The following is a 24,411-nucleotide window of genomic DNA, read 5'->3' as shown; positions in this document are numbered from 1 at the left end:
TAACGCAGTCGCCGAATAATAGCACTAATTGCACATCAGGCGTGGGCAGTTTTGTTGGGAGATTGTGCCATGTCAATGTGGGATAAAACCGGTTCTGGTTTGGTCAACGCGGCCAATTGCCAGTACATTACATGCTCGTCTATTAGGTTTGCAATGGTAACGCTATGACAATATCCCGCTTTTTCGCTGCTTCATTCGCCACGCTGCTGCTGGCATCGCCGGTTATGGCCGAAGAGATCGGCTCGGTTGATACGGTATTCAAGATGTTTGGGCCCGATCATAAGATCGTGGTTGAGGCATTCGACGATCCGGATGTAAAAAATGTAACCTGTTATATCAGCCGGGCGAAAACCGGCGGCATTAAGGGCGGCCTGGGTCTGGCCGAAGATACCGCCGACGCGGCGATCTCCTGCCAGCAGGTCGGGCCGGTTGAGCTGAGCGACGCCATCGCTAACGGCAAGGCGCAGGGCGAAGTCGTCTTCAAGAAGCGGACCTCGCTGGTGTTTAAAAAGCTGCAGGTGGTGCGTTTTTTCGATCAGAAGCGCCATGCGCTGATCTACCTGAGTTACTCTGACAGGGTGGTTGAGGGATCGCCGAAGAATGCGCTGAGCGCGGTGCCGATTATGCCGTGGCGGGAATAAAAAAACGCCCTTCGGGGCGTTTTTTATCGACGGCGGCTAAAGCTCGCTCGCGGGTGAGGCGGGCCGAGCTGGCAGAGTCAGCCAGCCCGCGAGTCCGGCAGGTTTTTTATTCCTGCAGATCGCCGCAGAAGCGGTAGCCTTCGCCGTGAATAGTGGCGATGATCTCCGGGGTATCCGGCGTGGATTCAAAATGCTTGCGGATGCGACGAATGGTGACGTCGACGGTGCGGTCATGCGGCTTCAGCTCACGGCCGGTCATCTTCTTCAGCAGATCGGCGCGGGTCTGAATTTTGCCCGGGTTTTCACAGAAGTGCAGCATGGCGCGGAACTCGCTGCGCGGCAGTTTATACTGTTCGCCGTTCGGGCTGATCAGCGAGCGGCTGTTGATATCCAGCTCCCAGCCGTTGAACTTGTAGCTTTCCACCTGACGGCGCTCTTCGCTCGGCATCGCCAGATTCATGGTGCGCGACAGCAGATTGCGCGCGCGGATGGTCAGCTCACGCGGGTTGAAAGGTTTGGTGATGTAGTCATCCGCGCCGATCTCCAGACCAAGGATTTTGTCCACTTCATTATCACGACCGGTCAGAAACATCAGCGCCACGTTTGCCTGCTCGCGCAGCTCGCGCGCCAGCAGCAGGCCGTTTTTGCCTGGCAGGTTGATATCCATGATCACCAGGTTGACGTCGTTATCGGTCAATACCTGATGCATTTCAGCGCCGTCGGTTGCCTCATACACGACATAACCTTCCGCCTCAAAAATGCTTTTGAGGGTGTTACGCGTGACCAGTTCGTCTTCAACGATAAGAATGTGTGGGGTCTGCATGTTTCGCTACCTAAAATTTGCCAACAAATCGAAAACAGGGCGTACGCGGGTATTCAGGCTCGCTAAAAAGCGCGGTGTGTGGCGCTTAACCGTTGTACGAAATTATGTTCTTGATACACCATCTATCAACGTCAACAACAGTGTTAGCTCAGCCAGTCAGAATGAATATTGCCTGCCCCAGGAGAGAATCTTTTGGCGCATATCCTAACCGTATTAACAGCAACCTAACAGCACCAACAACAACCGATAAGCATAAAAACAACGCTTCGTTGACTTATATCAAATGCAATTGTAGCACGTTAACACTTATGTGAAAAACTTCTCTTGTAATGCAAGCTTAGCTCACAAAAAATATCAATTTCGCTACATATTCACATTATGTATACGCAAATGATAATTGCAGAGAAGCTTTCCATAATCTTCTGATAGAGAAGGTTTTTCAGGAATTAATTTTACTTATCGCCGATTCGGGACGCTTTATGAGATTACAGCGTTGTTTATTCAAATTTAACATCGTTAACAAATTATTTTCTTAAACGGCGACATTCCGGCTTTAACCGCAGCACGTGCTACTATACGGCGCGATTTCTAAACACAAATGGAATAATCATGCGGTTCCCCCTTATTCTGGTTTCGCCCGCCCGGGCGGAAAATATTGGCGCAGCGGCGCGGGCGATGAAAACGATGGGCTTTAACGAGCTGCGCATCGTCGCCAGCGACGCCTGGCAAGATCCCGCTGCGCGCCGGGTCGCGCACGGCGCGGGCGAGATCCTCGATAATCTGCGCACCTTTGACGCCCTGAGCGACGCGCTGGCCGATATCGACTTTTCCGTCGCCACCACGGCGCGCAGCCGCGCCAGATTCCGCTATTACGCCACGCCGCAGCAGGTTGAAGCGCAACTGCTGGAGAAGCGTCAGTGGGTAAACAGTATGGCGCTGGTCTTTGGGCGCGAGGATAGCGGGTTAACCAATGAAGAGCTGGATCAGGTCGATCTGCTGACCGGCATTCCGATGGCACAAGATTATCCCTCGCTCAACCTTGGTCAGGCGGTCATGGTGTACTGCTATCAGCTCTCCGCGCTTAATCGCGTGACGCCGCCGGTGGCCCCTCCGGCGGACGCCCAGCAGCTGGAGGCGCTGCGCCACCGTTTTGAACGGCTGCTGCAGACGCTTGAGGTAGGCGACGATCGCAAAATGGCCGACTGGATCGATCAGCGTATCGGCCTGCTGGAGCAGCGCGACAGCGCTATGCTGCATCGTCTCCTGCATGATGTAGAAAAAAAACTTATAGATAAATCTTCCTGAAAAAGCGCCATTCATAGCGGCTGATCGCAAAAAGCCTGCTGCAGGCAAACGATTCTGTAGGCGATCCCCGCCCCGGCAGGCAGCAGTGCGCAGCGGCGAAAAAGTGGCCGCCGGACAAATTCGTTGACTTGATCGGCGCTTTGCTTTACTTCTGGAAGGCAGACAGACTCTAAAAGACAGACAGAAAAAATCTCAATGCGTAACTCAACCAGCCTGAACATCACCATTATTACAACCACCATTACCACAGGTAACGGTGCGGGCTGACGCATACAGGAAAAACAGAAAAAAGCCCGCACCTGAACAGTGCGGGCTTTTTTTTCGGCAAAAATTCAGGAGAGCTTTAACATGCGAGTGCTGAAATTCGGTGGGACCTCGGTAGCGAACGCGGAACGTTTTCTTCGCGTCGCTGACATTCTGGAAAGCAATGCGCAGCAGGGACAGGTTGCCACCGTACTCTCTGCACCTGCGAAAATTACCAACCATCTGGTGGCGATGATTGAGAAAACCATCAGCGGTCAGGACGCGTTGCCCAATATCAGCGACGCCGAGCGTATTTTCGACGAACTGCTGCAGGGGCTGGCGCAGCAGCAGCCAGGCTTCGACTATGACGGGCAGAAAACCCGCGTCGACCTGGAGTTCGCTCAGCTGAAACAGGTGCTGCACGGCATCAGCCTGCTGGGGCAGTGTCCCGACAGCGTCAACGCCGCCATTATCTGCCGCGGCGAGAAGCTCTCCATCGCCATTATGGAGGCGCTGCTGCTGGCGCGCGGCCACGGCGTTACCGTCATCGACCCGGTAGAGAAGCTGCTGGCCGTCGGCCACTATCTTGAATCCACCGTGGATATCGCCGAATCGACGCGCCGTATTGCCGCCAGCCAGATCCCGCCGCAAAACATGATCCTGATGGCTGGCTTCACCGCTGGCAACGAGAAGGGGGAGCTGGTGGTGCTGGGGCGCAACGGCTCCGACTACTCCGCCGCAGTGCTGGCCGCCTGTCTGCGCGCCGACTGCTGTGAAATCTGGACCGACGTAGATGGCGTCTATACCTGCGATCCGCGCCAGGTGCCCGACGCCCGCCTGCTGAAGTCAATGTCTTACCAGGAGGCGATGGAGCTCTCCTATTTCGGCGCGAAAGTGCTGCATCCGCGTACCATCGCGCCTATCGCGCAGTTTCAGATCCCGTGCCTGATCAAAAACACCGCCAACCCGCAGGCGCCTGGCACCCTGATCGGCGGCGAAGGAGAGCAGGACGAGAATCCGGTCAAGGGCATCACCAATCTGAACAATATGGCGATGTTCAACGTTTCCGGGCCGGGCATGAAGGGCATGGTCGGCATGGCGGCGCGCGTCTTCGCCGCCATGTCCCGCACCGGCATTTCGGTGGTGCTGATTACCCAGTCCTCTTCTGAATACAGCATCAGCTTCTGCGTGCCGCAGAACGAGCAGGCGCGGGCGCGCCGCGTGCTGGAAGAGGAGTTTTACCTGGAGCTGAAAGATGGCCTGCTCGATCCGCTAGGGGTAATGGAACAGCTGGCGGTGATCTCCGTGGTCGGCGACGGCATGCGTACCCTGCGCGGCATCTCCGCTAAATTCTTCTCCGCCCTGGCGCGCGCTAACATCAATATCGTTGCCATCGCGCAGGGCTCGTCAGAGCGCTCCATCTCGGTGGTGGTGAGCAACGACGACGCCACCACGGGCGTGCGCGTGGTGCACCAGATGCTGTTCGCCACCGATCAGGTGATTGAAGTCTTCGTGGTCGGCGTCGGCGGCGTCGGCGGCGCGCTGCTGGATCAGCTCTATCGCCAGCAGGCGTGGCTGAAACAGAAGCATATCGATCTACGCGTCTGCGGCATCGCCAATTCGCGCGCGCTGCTGACCAACGTGCACGGCATCGACCTGAGCGACTGGAAAGGCGCGCTGAGCGAAGCGAAAGAGTCGTTTAATCCTGACCGCCTCACTCGGCTGGTGAAAGAGTATCATCTGCTTAACCCGGTCATCGTCGACTGCACCTCCAGCCAGGCGGTGGCCGATCTCTACGCCGACTTCCTCGGCGACGGTTTCCACGTGGTCACGCCGAACAAAAAGGCCAACACCTCTTCCTGGAACTACTACCAGCAGATGCGCGCCGCCGCCGCGAAATCGCGTCGCAAATTCCTCTACGACACCAACGTCGGCGCGGGACTGCCGGTAATTGAAAACCTGCAAAATCTGTTAAATGCTGGCGACGAGTTGATTAAGTTTTCCGGTATCCTCTCGGGTTCGCTCTCCTTTATTTTCGGCAAGCTGGACGAGGGCGTGTCGCTCTCGGAAGCGACGAAGCTGGCGCGCGACATGGGCTTTACCGAGCCCGATCCGCGCGACGACCTCTCCGGCATGGACGTGGCGCGCAAGCTGCTGATCCTGGCGCGCGAAGCGGGCCATAAGCTGGAGCTGAGCGATATCGAGATTGAGCCGCTGCTGCCTGCCAGCCTGAACGAGATCGCCGACGTCGAGGTATTTATGCAGCGTCTGCCGGAGCTGAACAGCGCCTTCGCCGCGCGCGTCGCCGCAGCGCGTGACCAGGGAAAAGTGTTACGCTTCGTCGGCGCGATTGAAGAGGGCGGCGTCTGCAAAGTGAAGATTGACGCGGTCGACAGCAACGATCCGCTCTATAAAGTGAAAAACGGCGAGAACGCCCTGGCGTTTTACAGCCGTTATTATCAGCCGATCCCGCTGGTGCTGCGCGGATACGGCGCGGGAAATGATGTGACGGCGGCGGGCGTCTTCGCCGATCTGCTGCGCACCCTGTCGTGGAAGTTGGGAGTTTGATGATGGTAAAAATTTACGCACCGGCCTCGATTGGCAACGTCAGCGTCGGCTTCGATGTGCTGGGCGCGGCAGTGTCGCCGGTGGACGGCGCGCTGCTGGGCGACTGCGTCACGGTAGAGGCGGCGCCGCGCTTTTCGTTGCAAAACAGCGGGCGCTTTGTCAGCAAGCTGCCGGACGATCCCAAAGAGAATATTGTCTATCAGTGCTGGCAGCGCTTTTGCGAAGCGATTGGCGAAGAAGTACCGGTGGCGATGACGCTGGAGAAAAATATGCCGATCGGCTCCGGCCTCGGCTCCAGCGCCTGCTCGGTGGTGGCTGGCTTAATGGCGATGAACGAGTTTTGCGGCAAGCCGCTCAGCGACACCCAGCTGCTGACGCTGATGGGCGAGCTGGAAGGGCGCATTTCCGGCAGCGTGCACTATGACAACGTCGCGCCGTGCTTCCTCGGCGGCATCCAGCTGATGCTGGAGGAGAACGGCATCATCAGCCAGGCGGTGCCGGGCTTCGACGACTGGCTGTGGGTAATGGCTTACCCCGGCATTAAAGTCTCTACCGCCGAAGCGCGCGCCATCCTGCCCGCGCAGTATCGCAAAGAGGATGTGATCAAACACGGCCGCCTGCTGGCAGGCTTTATTCACGCCTGTCATAGCGGCCAACCGCTGCTGGCCGCTAAACTGATGCAAGATGTGATCGCCGAACCTTACCGCACCAAACTGCTGCCGGGCTTTGCCGAGGCGCGCCAGGCCGCCGTCGACATTGGCGCGCTGGCGTGCGGCATTTCAGGTTCTGGCCCGACGCTTTTCGCCGTTTGCAATCAGATGGAAACGGCGCAGCGGATGGCGGACTGGCTGCGCCAGCACTATCTGCAGAATGATGAAGGCTTCGTCCATATTTGCCGTCTTGATACGGCTGGCGCACGTAAACTGGGATAACGCATGAAACTCTACAACCTTAAGGATCATAACGAGCAGGTGAGCTTTTCGCAGGCGGTAAAACAGGGCCTGGGATCGCAACAGGGGCTGTTCTTCCCGCTTGAACTGCCGGAATTCGAGCTGACCGACATCGACGCGATGCTGGAGATGGATTTCGTCAGCCGCAGCAGCAAAATTCTCTCTGCCTATATCGGCGATGAAATCGCGCCGCACCAGCTGGCTGAACGCGTTAAAACCGCCTTTGCGTTTCCTGCGCCGGTGGCGAAAGTCAGCGACGATATCGCCTGTCTGGAGCTGTTTCACGGCCCGACGCTGGCGTTTAAAGATTTCGGCGGCCGCTTTATGGCGCAGATGCTCTCTTACGTCTCAGGCGCGGACGAGCAGATCACTATCCTGACCGCGACCTCTGGCGATACCGGCGCGGCCGTGGCGCACGCTTTTTACGGCATGGAAAACGTCCGCGTGGTGATTCTCTATCCGCAGGGCAAAATCAGCCCGCTGCAGGAGAAGCTGTTCTGCACGCTGGGCGGCAATATCGAAACCATCGCCATTGACGGCGACTTCGACGCCTGTCAGGCGCTGGTGAAGCAGGCGTTCGACGACGAAGCGCTGAAAAAGGCGATTGGCCTGAACTCCGCGAACTCTATCAATATCAGCCGCCTGCTGGCGCAGATCTGCTACTACTTCGAAGCGGTGGCGCAGCTGCCGCAGGAGAAGCGCAACCAGCTGGTGGTCTCGGTGCCGAGCGGAAACTTCGGCGATTTGACGGCCGGCCTGCTGGCAAAATCACTTGGCCTGCCGATCAAGCGCTTTATCGCCGCCACGAACGCTAACGACACCGTGCCGCGCTTCCTGCAGGGCGGCAGCTGGACGCCAAACGCCACGGTCGCCACGCTGTCGAACGCCATGGACGTCAGCCAGCCGAATAACTGGCCGCGCGTAGAGGAGCTGTTCCGCCGCAAAACCTGGCGCCTGACCGATCTCGCCTACGGCGCAGTGAGCGATGAGACCACCGAGGCGACCATGCGCGAGCTGGCTGAGATCGGCTATATCTCCGAGCCGCATGCGGCTATCGCTTACCGTCTGCTGCGCGATCAGCTGCAGGAAGGGGAGTTCGGCCTGTTCCTCGGCACGGCGCACCCGGCGAAATTCAAAGAGAGCGTCGAGGCGATTCTCGGCCAGGCGCTGCCGCTGCCGCAGGCGCTGGCGGATCGCGCTGGTTTGCCCCTGCTGTCGCACGCTATGCAGGCTGACTTCGCGCCGCTGCGCGCGTTTTTGCTCAAGGCCTGACTTCGCGCCAGTGTGCGTTGAACCATTTAACTGGCGTCCATGAGGGCGCCTTTTTTATTACTTCTGCTCGTGACGTTTAAATACCAGCTCGCTTTCGCTGCTGCTCGCCTTATCAAAGAAGTAGCCATCCACATCAAACTGCTTCAGCGCCTCGGGATCGCTCAGGCGATGCTGAATGATGTAGCGGCTCATCAGGCCGCGCGCTTTTTTAGCGTAAAAGCTGATCACTTTGAACGCGCCATTCTTTTCGTCGAGGAACACTGGTTTCACCAGACGACCTTGCAGCTGCTTCGGCTTAACCGCCCGGAAATACTCGTCCGACGCCAGGTTAATCAGCACCTCGTCGCCCTGTTCCTGCAGCGCGGCGTTGAGATGCTGCGTCAGCAGATCGCCCCAGAAGCTGTAGAGATCTTTGCCTGCCGGGCTGGCGAGCTTAATGCCCATCTCGAGACGATAGGGCTGCATCAGGTCGAGGGGACGCAGCACGCCGTACAGGCCGGAGAGCATGCGCAGATGCTGCTGGGCGAAGTCGAAATCCGCTTCGCTAAAGCTCTCCGCCTGCAGACCGGTGTAGACGTCGCCTTTAAACGCCAGAATCGCCTGGCGCGCATTCTCCGGCGTAAAGTCGGGCTGCCAGCTGTTGAAGCGTTCAGCATTGAGAAGCGCCAGCTTGTCGCTGATGCCCATAAGCGAAGCGATCTGCGCCGGTGAGAGATCGCGCGCCACCTCAATCAGCTGTTGTGATTTTTCTAACAGCGCAGGCTGGGTATAACGCTGGGTCGCCAGCGGGCTGCTAAAATCGAGCGTTTTGGCAGGTGAGATCACCATTAACATAGTCGCTTCCTCGGTTATCCTTTGTCGCTACAGGGAAATGTCACTTGTCAGGCCGCCGAGTGTAACAAAAAAGCCGCAGCGACAGGCAAATCGCAGCCATCTGTTCACGCTATCGTAAACGGCATCTGGCGACCTTGCGCCTCGGTTGCCGCATGATATTATCGCAACAGCCTTTTTCACCCTGACATTACATAAGAGACAACAGACATGACGGACAAACTGACCTCCTTGCGTCAACTCACCACCGTTGTCGCCGACACCGGCGATATCGCAGCCATGAAGCTTTATCAGCCGCAAGACGCCACCACCAACCCCTCTCTGATCCTGAACGCCGCGCAGATCCCTGAATACCGCAAGCTGATCGACGAAGCGATTAGCTGGGCGCGCGAGCAGAACGGCAGCAAAGATGAGCTGATCTCGCTGGTGTCGGACAAACTGGCCGTCAACATTGGTCTGGAAATCCTCAAGCTGATCCCGGGCCGCATCTCGACCGAAGTCGACGCGCGTCTCTCCTACGACACCGAAGGCAGCATCGCCAAAGCGCGCAGCCTGATCAAACTCTACAACGACGCGGGCATCAGCAACGACCGTATCCTGATCAAGCTGGCGTCGACCTGGCAGGGCATCCGCGCGGCGGAGCAGCTGGAAAAAGAGGGTATCAACTGTAACCTGACGCTGCTCTTCTCCTTCGCCCAGGCGCGCGCCTGCGCTGAAGCGGGCGTGTTCCTGATTTCGCCGTTCGTGGGCCGTATCCTTGACTGGTACAAAAACAACACCGACAAGAAAGAGTACGCGCCGCACGAAGATCCGGGCGTGGTGTCAGTTTCTGAAATTTACAGCTACTACAAGCAGCACGGTTATGAAACCGTGGTGATGGGCGCGAGCTTCCGTAACGTCGGCGAGATCCTGGAACTGGCGGGCTGCGATCGCCTGACCATCTCTCCCGCGCTGCTGAAAGAGCTGGCGGAGAGCGAAGGCACGGTTGAGCGTAAGCTGAGCTACAGCGGCGATGTGAAAGCGCGTCCGGCGAAGATGACCGAATCTGAGTTCCTGTGGCAGCACAACCAGGATCCGATGGCGGTGGCGAAACTGGCGGAAGGCATCCGCAACTTCGCCGTTGACCAGGGCAAGCTTGAGAAAATGATCGCTGACCTGCTGTAATCCGTTGCCGTGGCGGCCTGGCCGCCACGGTTTTCTCTTTGCCTCACTTTCTATTATCCTCTCTGCTATTCCTCCTTTGTCTTACCGCTTTGCGGTCAACCCGGGTAACAACATCATGGATACTTTACGCATTGGCCTGATCTCCGTTTCCGATCGCGCCGCGAACGGCATTTATCAGGATCAGGGCATTCCGGCGCTGGAAGCCTGGCTAAGCAGCGCGCTGGCCACCCCTTTTACTACCGAAACCCGGCTGGTGCCGGATGAGCAGCCGCTAATCGAACAGGCGATTTGCGAGCTGGTGGACGAGCGTTTTTGCCACCTGGTGCTGACCACCGGCGGCACCGGTCCGGCGCGCCGCGACGTGACGCCCGACGCCACGCTGGCGGTGGCCGATCGCGAGATGCCCGGCTTCGGCGAACAGATGCGTCAGATTAGCCTGCAGTTTGTACCTACTGCCATTCTGTCGCGCCAGGTCGGCGTGATCCGCAAACAGTCGCTGGTGCTGAACCTGCCGGGACAGCCGAAGTCGATTAAAGAGACGCTGGAAGGGGTGAAAGAGGCCGACGGTAAGGTGAAAGTGCCGGGGATCTTCGCTTCTGTACCTTATTGTTTACAGCTTCTGGAGGGGCCTTACGTTGAAACGCATCACGACGTGGTAGCAGCTTTTCGCCCAAAAAGCGCCATAAAGCAGATAAATAACTAAAAATTCATCATTTCAGGCATAGCCTCTGGCGGCGCTGGTGTAGTGAAAGATGGACGGTATAGTAAGCGTAAATTTACAAATCCACTTCTACCTCTGGAACCTGTACGCTTATGGATGCACATGCTGCCCATCGCCTGAAAAGGCAGGATTTCAAAACGCTGTCGCTGGCCGCGCTCGGCGGCGCGCTGGAGTTCTACGACTTTATCATTTTCGTCTTTTTCGCCGCGGTTATCGGCGAGCTCTTCTTCCCGCCTGATATCCCTGACTGGCTGCGCCAGCTGCAAACTTTTGCGATTTTCGCCGCAGGCTATCTGGCGCGTCCGCTCGGCGGCCTGATCATGGCGCATTTCGGCGACAAGGTGGGCCGCAAGAAAATGTTCAGCCTCAGCATCCTGCTGATGGCGCTGCCGACGCTGGCGATGGGCGTGCTGCCCACCTACGATACGGCGGGCATCGCCGCGCCGCTGCTGATGCTGCTGCTGCGCCTGCTGCAGGGCGCGGCGATTGGCGGCGAAGTGCCGGGCGCCTGGGTGTTTGTGGCGGAGCATGTGCCGGAGAAGCGCATCGGCTTCGCCTGCGGCACCCTGACCGCCGGGCTCACGGCGGGGATCCTGCTGGGCTCGCTGGTCGCGACCGCCATCAACAGCAGCATGACGCCGCAGACGGTCGCCAGCATCGGCTGGCGTATTCCCTTCTTTCTTGGCGGGCTGTTTGGTCTGCTGGCGATGTATCTGCGTCGCTGGCTGCACGAGACGCCGGTTTTCCAGCAGATGCAGCAGCGTAAAATGCTGGCCGATACGCTGCCGTTAAAAACCGTGCTCACTCAGCATAAAGGCGGCGTGCTGCTCTCTATGCTGCTCACCTGGCTGCTTTCCGCCTGTATCGTGGTGGTGATTTTAATGGCGCCTGCGCTAATGCAGAAACAGCATGCCATTAGTGCCGCGCTGAGTTTGCAGGCCAACTGTCTGGCGACGGTAATGCTGCTGGCGGGCTGCGTGATTGCCGGATGGCTGGTGGACTGGATGGGCGCGGCAAAAACCCTGATGGGCGGCTCGCTGCTGCTGGCGGTTTGCAGCTGGCATTTTTTCGCCAGCCAGACGTCAGATGGCAGCGGCCTCTTCTTTAACTACGGGCTGGCGGGGCTGAGCGTCGGCGTGGTGGGCGTGGTGCCTTATCTGATGGTGCGCGCTTTTCCGGCGTCGGTGCGCTTTACCGGCATCTCTTTCTCCTACAACGTGGCTTACGCCATCTTCGGCGGCCTGACGCCCATCTTCGTCACGCTGATTTTACGCCTGACGCCGCTGGCGCCGGCCTGGTATGTGCTGGCGCTGGCGCTGCTGGGAATGCTGATCGGCGTGTGGCTTTACAATGTCGAACGGCAGGGCGCGCTGGCGAGTGACACGCGCCTGTAGCCAGGCGCGTCAGGAGAGATTAGTCGACGGTGGCTGCTTTCGGCGCAGCCGCGGCGCGCTTCATTAGCGGCGCGGCAAGCAGGTAAACAAGGCAGGCGACGATAATCGAGTTGAAAACCGGCACGCCGCGCTCAACCAGCAGTCCGGTGGCGCTGCCTGCCGCGCTGGCGATCAGCGCAGGCCAGCCGATAAGCTGTGAGGTCGCCGGTAGCCTGTTGCTGTCGCGGCTTTGCGCCAGCGTCTGGCGATCGCTCTTCAGCAGATAGTAATCCACAATCATCACGCCCAGCACCGGCGGGAAGATCACGCCCAATAGCTCCAGGAAATCGACGAAGCGGTCGAGAATGCCCAGCACCGAGCAGAGCGTGCCGAGAAAACCCAGCAGCAGGGTGATGACGCTGTAGCGCGGCTTAAAGCCGGTCAGCCCTTCCGTGGCGTTGGCGATGCCCAGAGCGGAAGAGTAGAGGTTAAGGTCGTTGATGCGCAGGGTCGAAAAGACCACCGCGAACAGCCCCAGCGTGCTGGTTGTCTGGGTAATGATGGCGATGATGTCAGAAGTCTGCAGCTCTTTCGCAATCAGAATAGCCAGCCCGTTAACGCCGTACTCGCCTGCCAGAATGGTCAGCAGCGTGATGGCGAAAACATCTTTGCCGCTGCGTGAAAAGCGCGTCAGGTCCGGCGTCATCAGGCTGGCGAGAATGGCGCCGCCGATCACCATGGTAATGGCGGCGCTTACGGTAATGGCCTCTGTGGCCGCGGCTGGCGGAATCGTGCCGCTTGTCTGCACGTGAAACGCGTGCCAGAAGATCCAGCCGACCAGCGCGATAAACAGCGGAACTGCTACGCGGGCGGTAAAGCGCAGCGCCTTAAAACCAAAGGCGACCAGCAACGTCAGCACCGCGCCCGATAAGGAGGCGGACTGCGCAAAGCTCAGCTTGCCGTCCAGGGCGTAGCTGAGCGACCGGGCGAAAACGGCATTCTGAATGCCAAACCAGCCCAGCAGGCTGACGGCGACCAGCAGACCGATCAAAACCGAACCGTGGCGGCCGAAGCCGCACCAGCGCGCCAGTAGACTGCCTGACAGACCTTCGCGCATCCCGGCGTAGCCGAGAGCAAAAGTCAGAAAGCCAAACAGCAGGCTCGCCAGGGTAATGGCGGTAAAGGCTTCGCCGAGCGTCATACTGTTACCGAGCACGGCGCCGAGCATAAACTGATCGAGCGCGGTCAGCATGCCCATATGCACGATAGCGACGCTAAGCAGCGAGAGCCTTTCGCCCGCAGGCACCCGGCTCAACGGGTAGTCATCAAATTTACTCACAACAGGTTTCCTTGCCGGTTTAAATAAAAGAGACGCCTTTGCTGAGCAGCTTCTCTGGCAGATAGTTCTCCAGCGACTCAGCGCGGCAGTACTGCTCAAACTGCTGCAGCGAATGCACGCCCGCTTTTTGATAGAGGGTGGCGATGCGATTGCCGATGGTTTTGACGCTAAGGTTGTAGATCCGGGCGATCTCTTTGGCGCTGAATCGCCTGAGCAGCAGAAAAATCACATCCAGTTCGGCGGGTGTAAACAGAGGGTGTTCAAGCTGCGTGTTCAGCACCGAGCTTTTTTGCGGATGAATAAACGTCAGTGCGGTAATACTTTCTACCGGACGCGCGTTCCAGATACAGCCCAAAAAAACGTTACGGCTATCAAAGACCGGGTATTTTTCGCTGATAAAAGGGGTGAGATAGTTTTTCCCGTACCAGTAATGGGTTTCTATAACGGCGACGCACGCTTTTAACGTTCTGGCCTTTTCGTCGTGCTCGCAAAACTCATCGGCGCAGTCGCTCCAGGGCGTGGGAAACTCATTATCTTTTTTTCCCTCTAAAGAATAGTTTTTAGGCGTAGCGGTATATAAGCGCGCCGCGCTATTCATATAGAGATGTTGTGATGCCGCATCTTTAAAACCCCATGGCGTAGGCAATAGATCCATGGTGGTCGCAAAAGCGGCAAGAAAATCGTCGATACTGCGATATGGGCTGCCCATAGCGCCTCGCTGATTAGGTGCGGATTATAATCTTTTTGCCAGATAATAACGGGCAAAGCGCTGCGCATAGCCATCCTGTTCACCATAGACGCGATAACCCAGCTTCTCGTAGAAGCCGCGCGCCTGAAAGCTTAAGGTATCCACCACCGCCATATGGCAGCCGCGGCGGCGTGCTTCCTCTTCGGCTTTTTGCATCAGCTCGCGTCCGGTGCCGTGCTTGCGATGCGCCTCGTCGATCCAGAGATAGTGAATATCCAGCGTGCCGAACCAGGTGTGCGCCAGCAGCCCGTCCTGAATATGTTGGTCATCGTCATATAATATAACGTTGAGCGGCTTCATATTCACGTCGGCGAAGCGGCTATTATGCTGCCAGAGCTGTTGAATAATATATTCTTCAGTCTGACGGTCCTCAATATGGCCGATCTTTATTTCCATATAATAATGTCCATATGATACAAACGAGAAAAGAGCAGGGGGGATGTAAAATGCTCGGAATTTCCATTATTACCATGAGGTTCGGTTGGACGCAAGAGATAATATTCCCCCTGTGATTTAAGCCGCTTAATATTATCATAGGGCCAGTTATTTGATGGCTATGGCAACGTGACTATTCGTCGACATCAGGGAAAAGAGAAAAATAAGTTAGTTTTGTAATAATAACGATAATATATTTTTTCGGCTCCTTCGCTGGGCCGAGCGCTCCACACCGCACTCAGTCAACATGCTGTTCAACAGGCCGCGCTTTGCGCGGCTTTTTCTTTGCGCAGCCAAAGGCGCGACGCGCGGGCGGCGCAGAAAAGCTGGCAGCGAAAAAAAATTTTCGTTTAACCCTTGATGCGCTTCGAAGCGGCCCCATCTAGTTGTCATCGAGCGTTGTGAGCCCGGGAAAAAAAGCGAGTAATGGCGGTTGAAAGCCAACAAAGCGCCCGCATTAAGGGTTCACAACCCAAATTGACAAAGAATTTAAGTGGGAGACGTTTAGATGGGTAAGATCATTGGTATTGACCTGGGTACAACCAACTCTTGTGTTGCGATCATGGACGGCGGTAAAGCGCGCGTGCTGGAGAATGCCGAAGGCGATCGCACCACGCCCTCAATTATTGCTTATACGCAGGATGGCGAAACTCTGGTAGGCCAGCCGGCTAAACGTCAGGCGGTGACCAACCCGCAGAATACGCTGTTCGCTATTAAGCGTCTGATCGGCCGTCGCTTCCAGGACGAAGAAGTTCAGCGTGATATTAAAATCATGCCGTACAAAATCACCTCTTCCGACAATGGCGACGCCTGGCTCGAAGTAAAAGGTCAGAAAATGGCGCCGCCGCAGATCTCTGCGGAAGTGCTGAAAAAAATGAAAAAGACCGCTGAAGACTACCTCGGCGAGCCGGTGACTGAAGCCGTTATCACCGTACCGGCCTACTTTAACGATGCGCAGCGTCAGGCGACCAAAGACGCCGGCCGCATCGCAGGTCTGGAAGTAAAACGCATCATCAATGAACCGACCGCAGCCGCGCTGGCTTACGGTCTGGATAAAGGCCAGGGCAACCGCACCATCGCAGTTTACGACCTGGGCGGCGGTACCTTCGATATCTCCATTATCGAAATCGACGAAGTTGACGGCGAAAAAACCTTTGAAGTGCTGGCCACCAACGGTGACACCCACCTGGGCGGCGAAGACTTCGACAGCCGTCTGATTAACTATCTGGTTGCCGAATTCAAGAAAGATCAGGGCATCGATCTGCACAACGATCCGCTGGCGATGCAGCGCCTGAAAGAAGCAGCAGAGAAAGCGAAAATCGAGCTCTCTTCTGCGCAGCAGACCGATGTTAACCTGCCGTACATCACGGCGGACGCAACTGGTCCGAAACACCTGAACATCAAAGTGACCCGCGCGAAGCTCGAGTCGCTGGTAGAAGATCTGGTCAGCCGCTCTATCGAGCCGCTGAAAGTTGCGCTGCAGGATGCGGGGCTCTCTGTCTCTGATATCAACGACGTGATCCTGGTCGGCGGTCAGACGCGTATGCCGATGGTGCAGTCCAAAGTGGCTGAGTTCTTCGGTAAAGAGCCGCGTAAAGACGTTAACCCGGACGAAGCGGTCGCCGTGGGCGCTGCGGTGCAGGGTGGCGTGCTGGCGGGCGACGTCAAAGACGTGCTGCTGCTGGACGTGACCCCGCTGTCTCTGGGTATCGAAACCATGGGCGGCGTGATGACTTCGCTGATCAGCAAGAACACCACGATTCCGACCAAGCACAGCCAGGTCTTCTCAACGGCTGAAGACAACCAGTCTGCCGTGACTATTCACGTGCTGCAGGGCGAGCGTAAGCGTTCAAGCGATAACAAATCGCTGGGTCAGTTCAACCTGGACGGCATTCAGCCGGCACCGCGCGGCATGCCGCAGATCGAAGTTACTTTCGACATCGATGCGGACGGTATCCTGCACGTTTCGGCGAAAGACAAGAACAGCGGTAAAGAGCAGAAGATCACCATCAAAGCCTCTTCCGGTCTGAACGAGGACGAAATCGAAAAAATGGTTCGCGATGCAGAAGCGAACGCTGAATCGGATCGTAAGTTCGAAGAGCTGGTGCAGACGCGTAACCAGGGCGACCAGATTGCGCACAGCACCCGTAAGCAGCTGGAAGAAGCGGGCGATAAGCTCTCCGCCGACGACAAAGCGCCAATCGAGTCCGCGCTGAGCGAGCTGGAAACCGCGCTGAAAGGCGAAGACAAAGAGGCGATCGACGCTAAAATGCAGGCGCTGATGCAGGTTTCCAGCAAGCTGATGGAGGCGGCGCAGCAGCAACAGGCAGGCGGCGCGGATGCAGCCGACGCTTCGGCGAAGAAAGAGGACGACGTGGTCGACGCTGAATTCGAAGAAGTGAAAGACAACAAAAAATAATTGCCCCTGACCGGGCGCGACGGTTGGCCTGACAGCCGTTGAAACCAGCACGGGCGTAGGAGATCTCTCCACGCCCGTGCGAGCATGTTAAGGGCTAAAAATGGCGAAGAGTGACTACTACGAGATTTTAGGCGTCTCCAAATCCGCAGACGAACGTGAAATTAAAAAGGCGTATAAACGCCTGGCGATGAAGTTGCACCCCGACCGCAATCCGGGTGACAAAGAAGCGGAAGCCAAATTCAAAGAGGTCAAGGAAGCCTACGAAATCCTGACTGACGCGCAGAAGCGCGCGGCATACGATCAGTACGGTCATGCGGCCTTTGAACAGGGCGGTATGGGCGGCGGCGGATTCGGCGGTGGCTTTGGCGGCGGCGGCGCGGATTTCAGCGATATCTTTGGCGACGTCTTCGGCGATATTTTTGGCGGCGGTCGTCGTCAACGCGCAGCGCGCGGCGCCGATTTACGCTACAACATGGAGCTGACGCTGGAAGAAGCGGTGCGCGGCGTGACCAAAGAGATCCGCATCCCGACGCTGCAGGAGTGCGACGTCTGCCACGGCAGCGGCGCGAAGGCGGGCTCTCAGCCGCAAACCTGTCCGACCTGCCACGGTGCAGGCCAGGTGCAGATGCGTCAGGGCTTCTTTACCGTGCAGCAAGCCTGTCCGACCTGTCACGGCCGAGGCTCGGTGATTAAAGATCCGTGCAACGCCTGCCATGGCCATGGACGCGTCGAGAAATCGAAAACCCTGTCGGTGAAAATCCCCGCAGGCGTCGATACCGGCGATCGCATTCGTCTCAGCGGCGAAGGCGAAGCGGGCGAGCAGGGCGCGCCAGCTGGCGATCTCTACGTTCAGGTGTCGGTGAAGAAACACCCGATCTTCGAGCGCGAAGACAACAACCTTTACTGCGAAGTGCCGATCAATTTTGCCATGGCGGCGCTGGGCGGCGAGATTGAGGTGCCGACGCTTGACGGACGCGTGAAGCTGAAAGTCCCGGCTGAAACCCAGACCGGCAAGCTGTTCCGCATGCGCGGCAAAGGGGTGAAATCGGTGCGCGGCGGCGCGGTCGGCGATCTGCTGTGCCGCGTGGTGGTGGAAACGCCGGTCAATCTGAACGAGAAGCAGAAAAAGCTGCTGCGCGATCTGGAAGAGAGCTTCGGCGGTCCAACCGGCGAGAACAACAGCCCGCGTTCGAAAAGCTTCTTCGACGGCGTGAAGAAGTTTTTTGACGACTTAACGCGTTAATCAGTCATGCAGTCAGCATCAAGCCAGCGCTCTGTCGCTGGCTTTTTTTATGCCTTTTCGCTGCATAGTGCTTAAAGTTCCGTAAATGCAGCTTTTAATAACCGATTAAAGGTTTGTTAACCGTTATGATAGCCGCTGCTCTGGAATAGCACAGGTAATGAGTCGGGAGATAACGTGAATATTAAACTTAAAAAATGGCTACAGAATGATGCCACAAGCGGCATCGTGCTTATCCTGGCGGCTGCGCTGGCGATGTTCCTGGCGAACTACGCCGGCACCCAGCAGGCTTATCAGAACCTGCTGGCCATACCGGTCGAGTTCCGCTTTGGATCGCTCGATATCAGCAAGAACCTCCTGCTGTGGATCAATGACGCGCTAATGGCGCTCTTCTTCCTGATGGTCGGCTTAGAGGTGAAGCGAGAGATGGTGATGGGGGCGCTGGCGAAGCGCGAGCAGGCCATTTTCCCGCTGATTGCGGCGCTGGGCGGCATGCTGATGCCGGGGCTGCTGTTTCTGGCGTTTAACGGCGCGGATGCGGCTACGCGCAGCGGCTGGGCGATTCCCACCGCCACCGATATCGCCTTCGCGCTGGGCATCCTCGCGCTGCTCGGCAGCCGCGTACCGCCGGCGTTGAAAATCTTCCTGATGGCGCTGGCGATTATCGACGATCTCGGCGCGATTGTGATTATCGCGCTTTTCTACACCAGCGACCTGTCGATGGCCGCGCTGGGCGTTGCCGCGCTGGCGATTGTGGTACTGGCGGCGATGAATTTACTGAACGTGCGCAATACCGGCCTCTATCTGCTGGTGGGCATGGTGCTGTGGACCGCGGTGCTGAAATCGGGCGTGCATGCGACGCTGGCGGGCGTAGTAGTAGGCTTCCTGATCCCGCTGAAAAAGCAGGAGGGCCATTCGCCGGCCATTCATCTTGAGCATGCGCTTCATCCCTGGGTGCGCTGGCTGATCCTGCCGCTGTTCGCCTTCGCTAATGCAGGCGTGTCGCTGGATGGCGTGCACGCTGGGGATATCTTCTCACTGCTGCCGCTGGGGATTGTCGCAGGACTGCTGATCGGCAAGCCCGTGGGCATCACGCTTTTCTGCTGGCTGGCGGTAAAGTTCAGGCTGGCGACGCTGCCGCACAATACTCGCCTGGCGGATATCGCTGCGGTCGGCGTGCTGTGCGGCATCGGCTTTACCATGTCGATTTTCATCGCTTCGCTGGCCTACGGCGAGAGCAATCCGCAGCTTATCACGCTGGCGAAGCTGGGCATTTTGCTGGGCTCGATTCTCTCTGCAGTGGCGGGCTACGTGATTCTGGGACGGCGTCTGGCGCAGCGGACGGCTTAGCGGTCGCGCTTTCATCCTATGCCGCTTCGGGCAGCGTCTGGATTAGGCGCTTGCCTGGAGCAGGCGCTTGCTCAAGGCGAAAAAAAACCGGCTAAGCGCCGGTTCTTTTTACAAAGCGATGAACAAAGGCTTACGCCATTTTGTTGATCTGAGCAGTCAGGTTAGCTTTATGACGTGCAGCTTTGTTTTTGTGGATCAGACCTTTAGCAGCCTGACGGTCCACGATCGGTTGCATTTCGTTAAATGCGTTCTGCGCAGCAGCTTTGTCGCCAGCTGCGATCGCCGCGTATACTTTCTTAACGAAAGTACGCATCATAGAACGACGGCTCGCGTTATGCTTGCGACGTTTTTCAGATGTTACGGCGCGTTTCTTAGCTGATTTGATATTAGCCAAGGTCCAACTCCCAAATGTGTTCTATATGGACAAATCAAAGGCCGAGGACTATGCCTTTTGAGCCTTCTTTTGTCAATGGATTTGTGCAAATAAGCGTCGTTTTACAAACCACGCCCGGTTACGTAATTGATGGCGCAAGATTCTACCAGCTTCCCCTCGTTGAATACAGCCTTTCCCAACAAAATTCTCGGATAAACGGGCAGCGCGCGCCGGGCCCTGAGAAATGGCGCCTTCTGCGCAGGAAAGGTGTGGCTACGGGTTAACCTTAGCCGGTTTCAAGGGTATAATCCGCCGATTTCCACCGGTTTGAGTCAGCCATGAAGTTTATCCGCGGTATTCATAATCTAAACGAGCAGCATCGCGGCTGCGTCCTGACCATTGGTAACTTCGACGGCGTGCATCGCGGCCACCAGGCGCTGATGGCGCGCCTGTGCGAAGAGGGACGAAAACGCCAGCTTCCGGTGATGGTGATGCTGTTCGAGCCGCAGCCGCTTGAGCTGTTTGCCGGAGACAAAGCGCCGGCGCGCCTGACGCGTCTGCGGGAGAAGCTGAAATTCCTGGCGGAAGCGGGCGTCGATCGCGTGCTCTGCGTGCGCTTTGACCGCCGCTTCGCCGCGCAGTCGGCGCAGTGTTTCATCACCGATCTGCTGGTGGATAAGCTGGGCGTTAAGTACCTGGCGGTGGGGGATGATTTCCGCTTTGGCGCTGGTCGTCAGGGCGATTTCCTGTTATTACAGAAGGCGGGTGCCGAGTACGGCTTTGACGTCGTCAGCACCGAAACCTTCTGCGACGGCGGCAAGCGTATCAGCAGCACCGCCGTGCGTCAGGCGCTGGCAAATGATGACTTAGCGCTGGCGCAAACGCTGTTGGGCCATCCTTTCAGTATCTCTGGCCGCGTCGTGCACGGCGATGCACTGGGGCGCACCATCGGTTTTCCCACCGCGAACCTCCCTTTACGCCGCATCGTTTCGCCGGTGAAAGGCGTGTATGCGGTGGAGGTGCTTGGCCTGGGCGCGCCCGTTCCCGGCGTCGCCAATATCGGCACCCGACCAACGGTAAAAGGATTACGCCAGCAGCTTGAAGTTCACCTGCTTGACATCAATATCAATCTGTATGGAAAGCACATTGATGTGGTGCTGAAGCATAAGATACGTAACGAGCAGCGCTTTGCCTCACTGGAGGCGTTGAAAGAACAAATTGCGAAAGATGTGGTAACCGCCCGGCGCTTCTTTGGGCTTTAACCCCGCAAAATACGGAAACGAGAATCTGATGAGTGACTATAAATCTACCCTGAATTTGCCCGAAACGGGGTTCCCGATGCGTGGCGACCTTGCCAAACGCGAGCCGGGAATGCTGCAGCGCTGGTATGATGACAACCTGTACGGCATCATCCGCGAAGCCAAAAAAGGGAAAAAAACCTTTATCCTGCATGACGGCCCTCCCTATGCCAACGGCAGCATCCATATTGGTCACTCAGTTAACAAGATTCTGAAAGACATTATCGTTAAGTCGAAAGGCATGGCGGGCTTCGATTCGCCTTATGTGCCAGGCTGGGACTGTCACGGTCTGCCGATCGAGCATAAGGTTGAGCAGATGATCGGCAAGCCGGGCGAGAAAGTCACGCCGGCTGAATTCCGCGAAGCGTGCCGCAAATATGCCGCCGAGCAGGTGGAAGGGCAGAAGGCGGACTTTATCCGTCTCGGCGTGCTGGGTGACTGGGATCGTCCCTACCTGACGATGAACTTCCAGACCGAAGCTAATATCATCCGCGCGCTGGGCAAAATCATCGGCAACGGTCATCTGCATAAAGGCGCCAAGCCGGTGCACTGGTGTCTGGACTGCCGCTCGGCGCTGGCGGAAGCGGAAGTCGAATACTATGACAAAACGTCGCCCTCTATCGACGTCATGTTCAATGCGGTAGACCGCGACGCGGTGCGTGCGCAGTTCGGCGACGCGCCGGTCAACGGCCCGATCTCGCTGGTGATCTGGACCACGACGCCCTGGACCATGCCGGCCAACCGCGCTATCTCGCTGCACCCTGAGTTCGACTATCAGCTGGTGCAGATCGATGGTCGCGCTCTGATCCTCGCGAAAGAGCTGGTCGAGAGCGTGCTGAAGCGCGCTGGCGTCGCCGAGTGGATCGTGCTGGGCGAATGCAAAGGCGCGGCGCTGGAGCGTCTGACCTTCCAGCATCCTTTCCTGGTGAACATTCAGTCGCCGGTGGTGTTGGGCGAGCACGTTACGCTCGAAGCCGGTACCGGTGCCGTACACACCGCGCCGGGCCACGGTCCGGACGACTATGTTATCGGGCAGAAATATGGCATCGAAGTGGCGAACCCGGTTGGCCCGGACGGCACCTATCTGCCGGGCACCTATCCGACCCTCGACGGCCTGAACGTCTTCAAAGCCAACGACGTGATCGTCGAGCTGCTGAAAGAGAAGGGCGCGCTGCTGCATGTGGAAAAACTGCTGCACAGCTACCCGCACTGCTGGCGTCACAAAACGCCGATCATCTTCCGCGCCACGCCGCAGTGGTTCATCAGCATGGATCAGAAAGGGCTGCGCGCGCAGTCGCTGAAAGAGATCAAAGGCGTGCAGTGGATCCCGGACTGGGGCCAGGCGCGTATCGAAGCGATGGTGGCCAATCGCCCGGACTGGTGCATCTCTCGTCAGCGCACCTGGGGCGTGCCGATGGCGCTGTTCGTGCATAAAGAGACCGAGCAGCTGCATCCCGATACGCTGGCGCTGATGGAGAAAGTCGCGCAGCGCGTCGAGCAGGACGGCATTCAGGCGTGGTGGGATCTCGATCCGCGCGATCTGATGGGCGACGACGCCGACAGCTATGTGAAAGTGCCGGACACGCTGGACGTCTGGTTCGACTCCGGCTCCACCAGCTATGCGGTGGTCGACGCGCGTCCGGAGTTCGGCGGCCACTCTGCCGATATGTATCTGGAAGGCTCCGACCAGCATCGCGGCTGGTTTATGTCTTCGCTGATGATCTCGACCGCGATGAAGGGCAAAGCGCCTTATCGTCAGGTGTTGACCCACGGCTTTACCGTGGATGGTCAGGGCCGCAAGATGTCCAAGTCGATCGGCAACACCGTTTCGCCGCAGGACGTGATGAACAAACTGGGCGCGGATATTCTGCGTCTGTGGGTCGCCTCTACCGACTACTCTGGCGAGATGGCGGTCTCTGACGAGATCCTGAAACGCTCTGCCGACGCCTATCGTCGCATCCGCAACACCGCGCGCTTCCTGCTGGCGAACCTCAACGGCTTCAACCCGGAAACCGATATGGTGGCGCCGGAAGAGATGGTGGTGGTGGATCTCTGGGCGGTCGGCCGCGCGCAGGCGGCGCAGGCGGATATCGTCGCGTCGTACGACAACTACGATTTCCATGAGGTTATCCAGCGCCTGATGCAGTTCTGCTCGGTCGAGATGGGCTCGTTCTATCTGGATATCATCAAGGATCGCCAGTACACCGCGAAGGGCGACAGCCTGGCGCGCCGCAGCTGCCAGACCGCGCTGTGGCATATCGCCGAGGCGCTGGTGCGCTGGATGGCGCCGATCATGTCCTTTACCGCCGACGAAATCTGGGGCTATCTGCCGGGCAAACGCGCGCAGTATGTCTTCACCGAGGAGTGGTATAGCGGCCTGTTCGGCCTGTCGCAGGACGACGCGCTGAACGACGCCTACTGGGCGGAGCTGCTGAAGGTGCGCGGCGAAGTCAATAAAGTTATTGAGCAGGCGCGCAGCGACAAGCGTATCGGCGGCGCGCTGGAAGCGACCGTGACGCTCTATGCCGATGCGGCACTGGCGGAGAAGCTGCAGGCGCTGGGCGACGAGCTGCGCTTTGTGCTGCTGACCTCAGGCGCGACGGTGGCGGATTACGCGCTGGCGAGCGACGAAGCGCAGCAGAGCGAGCTGGTAAAAGGTCTGAAAATCGCCCTGCATAAAGCGGAAGGCGAGAAATGCCCGCGCTGCTGGCACTACACTACGGACGTCGGCCAGAATGCGGAGCATCTTGCCGTGTGCGGACGCTGTTACACCAACCTGGCCGGCAACGGCGAAGAGCGTAAATTTGCCTGATGCGTAAACCTATTCTCTCAACCGGCTTACGCTGGGTATGGCTGGTGCTGGTGGTGATCCTGGTCGATTTCGCCAGCAAACAGTGGGTGATGAACAACATGATGCTGCATGAAACGCAGCCGCTGATGCCGTTCCTCAACCTGTTCTACGCGCACAACTACGGCGCGGCGTTCAGCTTCCTGGCGGATAAAGGCGGCTGGCAGCGCTGGTTCTTCGCCGGCATCGCCATCGCTATCGTGGTGGCGCTGCTGGTGATGATGTACCGCAGCCGCGCCAGCCAGAAAATCGTTAATATCGCCTACGCGCTGATTATCGGCGGCGCGGCGGGCAACCTGTTCGATCGTGCTTATCACGGATTCGTTGTCGACTTTATCGACTTCTATATCGGTGACTGGCACTTCGCCACCTTTAATATCGCTGACTGCGGCATCTGTATCGGCGCCGCGTTAGTGGTGCTGGAGGGCTTTCTCAGCCCCTCCGGCAAACAGGCAAAACAAGGGTAAGAC

At 57.8% G+C, this 24,411-nt stretch carries 21 protein-coding genes and 1 other annotated feature; of the genes, 15 read left to right on the top strand and 6 right to left on the bottom strand.

Going from position 1 to position 24,411, the window contains the following annotated elements; all coding sequences use genetic code 11:
• Window positions 1–164 precede the first annotated feature (164 nt).
• Window positions 165–641, top strand: a complete 477-nt coding sequence (creA, locus tag Q9R34_RS04690) for a protein CreA (protein ID WP_434126360.1) — start codon at window positions 165–167, stop codon at window positions 639–641.
• A 106-nt stretch (window positions 642–747) separates the two neighbouring features.
• On the opposite strand, the gene arcA is transcribed toward creA, so the two are convergent.
• The gene (gene arcA / locus Q9R34_RS04685) at window positions 748–1,464 is read right to left on the bottom strand and encodes a two-component system response regulator ArcA (RefSeq protein WP_033749412.1); all 717 of its coding nucleotides are present in this window, start codon (window positions 1,462–1,464) and stop codon (window positions 748–750) included.
• 609 nt (window positions 1,465–2,073) lie between these two features.
• On the opposite strand from arcA, the gene Q9R34_RS04680 reads away from it, so the two are divergent.
• The 5 genes from Q9R34_RS04680 to thrC all read left to right on the top strand — a co-directional run bounded on the left by Q9R34_RS04680 (window position 2,074) and on the right by thrC (window position 7,802).
• A complete protein-coding gene (locus tag Q9R34_RS04680; protein WP_434126358.1) occupies window positions 2,074–2,769 on the top strand; it encodes a tRNA/rRNA methyltransferase in 696 nt (231 codons plus the stop codon).
• Window positions 2,770–2,964: 195 nt separating this feature from the next.
• Window positions 2,965–3,036, top strand: a complete 72-nt coding sequence (gene thrL / locus Q9R34_RS04675; RefSeq protein WP_071997498.1) for a thr operon leader peptide — start codon at window positions 2,965–2,967, stop codon at window positions 3,034–3,036.
• Window positions 2,975–3,092: a sequence feature (Thr leader region), on the top strand. It overlaps the preceding gene by 62 nt.
• Window positions 3,093–3,117: 25 nt before the next feature.
• On the top strand, window positions 3,118–5,580 hold the full coding sequence (gene thrA, locus Q9R34_RS04670) for a bifunctional aspartate kinase/homoserine dehydrogenase I (RefSeq protein WP_485892572.1): 2,463 nt from the start codon (window positions 3,118–3,120) through the stop codon (window positions 5,578–5,580).
• Between the two features lie 2 nt (window positions 5,581–5,582).
• The gene (gene thrB, locus Q9R34_RS04665; protein WP_096073867.1) at window positions 5,583–6,512 is read left to right on the top strand and encodes a homoserine kinase; all 930 of its coding nucleotides are present in this window, start codon (window positions 5,583–5,585) and stop codon (window positions 6,510–6,512) included.
• A 3-nt stretch (window positions 6,513–6,515) separates the two neighbouring features.
• Window positions 6,516–7,802 (top strand): threonine synthase, encoded by a 1,287-nt coding sequence (thrC, locus tag Q9R34_RS04660; protein ID WP_434126355.1) that lies wholly within the window; start codon window positions 6,516–6,518, stop codon window positions 7,800–7,802.
• Between the two features lie 57 nt (window positions 7,803–7,859).
• On the opposite strand, the gene yaaA is transcribed toward thrC, so the two are convergent.
• Window positions 7,860–8,636, bottom strand: coding sequence for a peroxide stress protein YaaA (gene yaaA, locus Q9R34_RS04655; protein ID WP_485892570.1), 777 nt, complete (start codon window positions 8,634–8,636; stop codon window positions 7,860–7,862).
• Window positions 8,637–8,843: 207 nt separating this feature from the next.
• On the opposite strand from yaaA, the gene tal reads away from it, so the two are divergent.
• The 3 genes from tal to Q9R34_RS04640 all read left to right on the top strand — a co-directional run bounded on the left by tal (window position 8,844) and on the right by Q9R34_RS04640 (window position 11,912).
• Window positions 8,844–9,797, top strand: a complete 954-nt coding sequence (gene tal, locus Q9R34_RS04650; RefSeq protein ID WP_033749420.1) for a transaldolase — start codon at window positions 8,844–8,846, stop codon at window positions 9,795–9,797.
• Between the two features lie 115 nt (window positions 9,798–9,912).
• On the top strand, window positions 9,913–10,500 hold the full coding sequence (gene mog, locus Q9R34_RS04645; protein WP_434126351.1) for a molybdopterin adenylyltransferase: 588 nt from the start codon (window positions 9,913–9,915) through the stop codon (window positions 10,498–10,500).
• A 110-nt stretch (window positions 10,501–10,610) separates the two neighbouring features.
• Window positions 10,611–11,912: an MFS transporter gene (locus tag Q9R34_RS04640; protein ID WP_485892569.1), complete on the top strand. Its 1,302-nt coding sequence runs from the start codon at window positions 10,611–10,613 to the stop codon at window positions 11,910–11,912.
• Between the two features lie 19 nt (window positions 11,913–11,931).
• Here the strand turns inward: Q9R34_RS04640 and Q9R34_RS04635 are convergent, their stop codons facing one another.
• From Q9R34_RS04635 to Q9R34_RS04625, 3 genes are read right to left on the bottom strand one after another with little or no spacing between them, the layout of a single operon-like run.
• Window positions 11,932–13,230 (bottom strand): cytosine permease, encoded by a 1,299-nt coding sequence (locus Q9R34_RS04635; RefSeq protein ID WP_485892568.1) that lies wholly within the window; start codon window positions 13,228–13,230, stop codon window positions 11,932–11,934.
• A gap of 19 nt (window positions 13,231–13,249) precedes the next feature.
• Window positions 13,250–13,939, bottom strand: coding sequence for a helix-turn-helix transcriptional regulator (locus Q9R34_RS04630; protein ID WP_033749426.1), 690 nt, complete (start codon window positions 13,937–13,939; stop codon window positions 13,250–13,252).
• Between the two features lie 24 nt (window positions 13,940–13,963).
• Window positions 13,964–14,374, bottom strand: coding sequence for a GNAT family N-acetyltransferase (locus tag Q9R34_RS04625; RefSeq protein ID WP_485892567.1), 411 nt, complete (start codon window positions 14,372–14,374; stop codon window positions 13,964–13,966).
• 547 nt (window positions 14,375–14,921) lie between these two features.
• On the opposite strand from Q9R34_RS04625, the gene dnaK reads away from it, so the two are divergent.
• The 3 genes from dnaK (at window position 14,922) to nhaA (ending at window position 19,422) form a co-directional block, all read left to right on the top strand.
• Window positions 14,922–16,832 (top strand): molecular chaperone DnaK, encoded by a 1,911-nt coding sequence (gene dnaK, locus Q9R34_RS04620; RefSeq protein ID WP_434126342.1) that lies wholly within the window; start codon window positions 14,922–14,924, stop codon window positions 16,830–16,832.
• A gap of 100 nt (window positions 16,833–16,932) precedes the next feature.
• A complete protein-coding gene (dnaJ, locus tag Q9R34_RS04615; protein ID WP_434126341.1) occupies window positions 16,933–18,075 on the top strand; it encodes a molecular chaperone DnaJ in 1,143 nt (380 codons plus the stop codon).
• A gap of 174 nt (window positions 18,076–18,249) precedes the next feature.
• The gene (nhaA, locus tag Q9R34_RS04610) at window positions 18,250–19,422 is read left to right on the top strand and encodes a Na+/H+ antiporter NhaA (RefSeq protein ID WP_485892565.1); all 1,173 of its coding nucleotides are present in this window, start codon (window positions 18,250–18,252) and stop codon (window positions 19,420–19,422) included.
• Window positions 19,423–19,552: 130 nt separating this feature from the next.
• Here nhaA and rpsT read toward each other — a convergent pair whose 3' ends face one another.
• Window positions 19,553–19,816: a 30S ribosomal protein S20 gene (rpsT, locus tag Q9R34_RS04605; protein WP_033749434.1), complete on the bottom strand. Its 264-nt coding sequence runs from the start codon at window positions 19,814–19,816 to the stop codon at window positions 19,553–19,555.
• 317 nt (window positions 19,817–20,133) lie between these two features.
• Here rpsT and ribF point away from each other — a divergent pair, with 317 nt between their 5' ends.
• The 3 genes from ribF to lspA are packed head-to-tail and all read left to right on the top strand — an operon-like array spanning window position 20,134 to window position 24,408.
• Entirely contained in the window at window positions 20,134–21,057 is a 924-nt protein-coding gene (gene ribF, locus Q9R34_RS04600) for a bifunctional riboflavin kinase/FAD synthetase (RefSeq protein WP_216492605.1), read from the top strand.
• 28 nt (window positions 21,058–21,085) lie between these two features.
• Entirely contained in the window at window positions 21,086–23,905 is a 2,820-nt protein-coding gene (gene ileS / locus Q9R34_RS04595) for an isoleucine--tRNA ligase (RefSeq protein WP_485892563.1), read from the top strand.
• On the top strand, window positions 23,905–24,408 hold the full coding sequence (lspA, locus tag Q9R34_RS04590; RefSeq protein ID WP_434126336.1) for a signal peptidase II: 504 nt from the start codon (window positions 23,905–23,907) through the stop codon (window positions 24,406–24,408). Before ileS ends, lspA begins: the two co-directional genes overlap by 1 nt.
• Window positions 24,409–24,411: the final 3 nt, after the last annotated feature.

The sequence above is a fragment of the Enterobacter sp. BRE11 genome (assembly GCF_031844285.1).
Taxonomy (GTDB): Bacteria; Pseudomonadota; Gammaproteobacteria; order Enterobacterales; family Enterobacteriaceae; genus Pantoea.
The sequence above is the reverse complement of the archived record's forward strand: the minus strand, read 5'-3'. Positions and strand labels throughout refer to the sequence as shown.

Coding starts and splice junctions, on each gene's coding strand:
- thrA (WP_485892572.1), top strand. CDS start 3,118: ATGCGAGTGCTGAAATTCGGTGGGACCTCGGTAGCGAACGCGGAACGT.
- dnaJ (WP_434126341.1), top strand. CDS start 16,933: ATGGCGAAGAGTGACTACTACGAGATTTTAGGCGTCTCCAAATCCGCA.
- tal (WP_033749420.1), top strand. CDS start 8,844: ATGACGGACAAACTGACCTCCTTGCGTCAACTCACCACCGTTGTCGCC.
- Q9R34_RS04630 (WP_033749426.1), bottom strand. CDS start 13,939: ATGGGCAGCCCATATCGCAGTATCGACGATTTTCTTGCCGCTTTTGCG.
- ileS (WP_485892563.1), top strand. CDS start 21,086: ATGAGTGACTATAAATCTACCCTGAATTTGCCCGAAACGGGGTTCCCG.
- Q9R34_RS04625 (WP_485892567.1), bottom strand. CDS start 14,374: ATGGAAATAAAGATCGGCCATATTGAGGACCGTCAGACTGAAGAATAT.
- arcA (WP_033749412.1), bottom strand. CDS start 1,464: ATGCAGACCCCACACATTCTTATCGTTGAAGACGAACTGGTCACGCGT.
- Q9R34_RS04640 (WP_485892569.1), top strand. CDS start 10,611: ATGGATGCACATGCTGCCCATCGCCTGAAAAGGCAGGATTTCAAAACG.
- lspA (WP_434126336.1), top strand. CDS start 23,905: ATGCGTAAACCTATTCTCTCAACCGGCTTACGCTGGGTATGGCTGGTG.
- thrC (WP_434126355.1), top strand. CDS start 6,516: ATGAAACTCTACAACCTTAAGGATCATAACGAGCAGGTGAGCTTTTCG.
- thrB (WP_096073867.1), top strand. CDS start 5,583: ATGGTAAAAATTTACGCACCGGCCTCGATTGGCAACGTCAGCGTCGGC.
- dnaK (WP_434126342.1), top strand. CDS start 14,922: ATGGGTAAGATCATTGGTATTGACCTGGGTACAACCAACTCTTGTGTT.
- ribF (WP_216492605.1), top strand. CDS start 20,134: ATGAAGTTTATCCGCGGTATTCATAATCTAAACGAGCAGCATCGCGGC.
- mog (WP_434126351.1), top strand. CDS start 9,913: ATGGATACTTTACGCATTGGCCTGATCTCCGTTTCCGATCGCGCCGCG.
- creA (WP_434126360.1), top strand. CDS start 165: ATGACAATATCCCGCTTTTTCGCTGCTTCATTCGCCACGCTGCTGCTG.
- yaaA (WP_485892570.1), bottom strand. CDS start 8,636: ATGTTAATGGTGATCTCACCTGCCAAAACGCTCGATTTTAGCAGCCCG.
- Q9R34_RS04680 (WP_434126358.1), top strand. CDS start 2,074: ATGCGGTTCCCCCTTATTCTGGTTTCGCCCGCCCGGGCGGAAAATATT.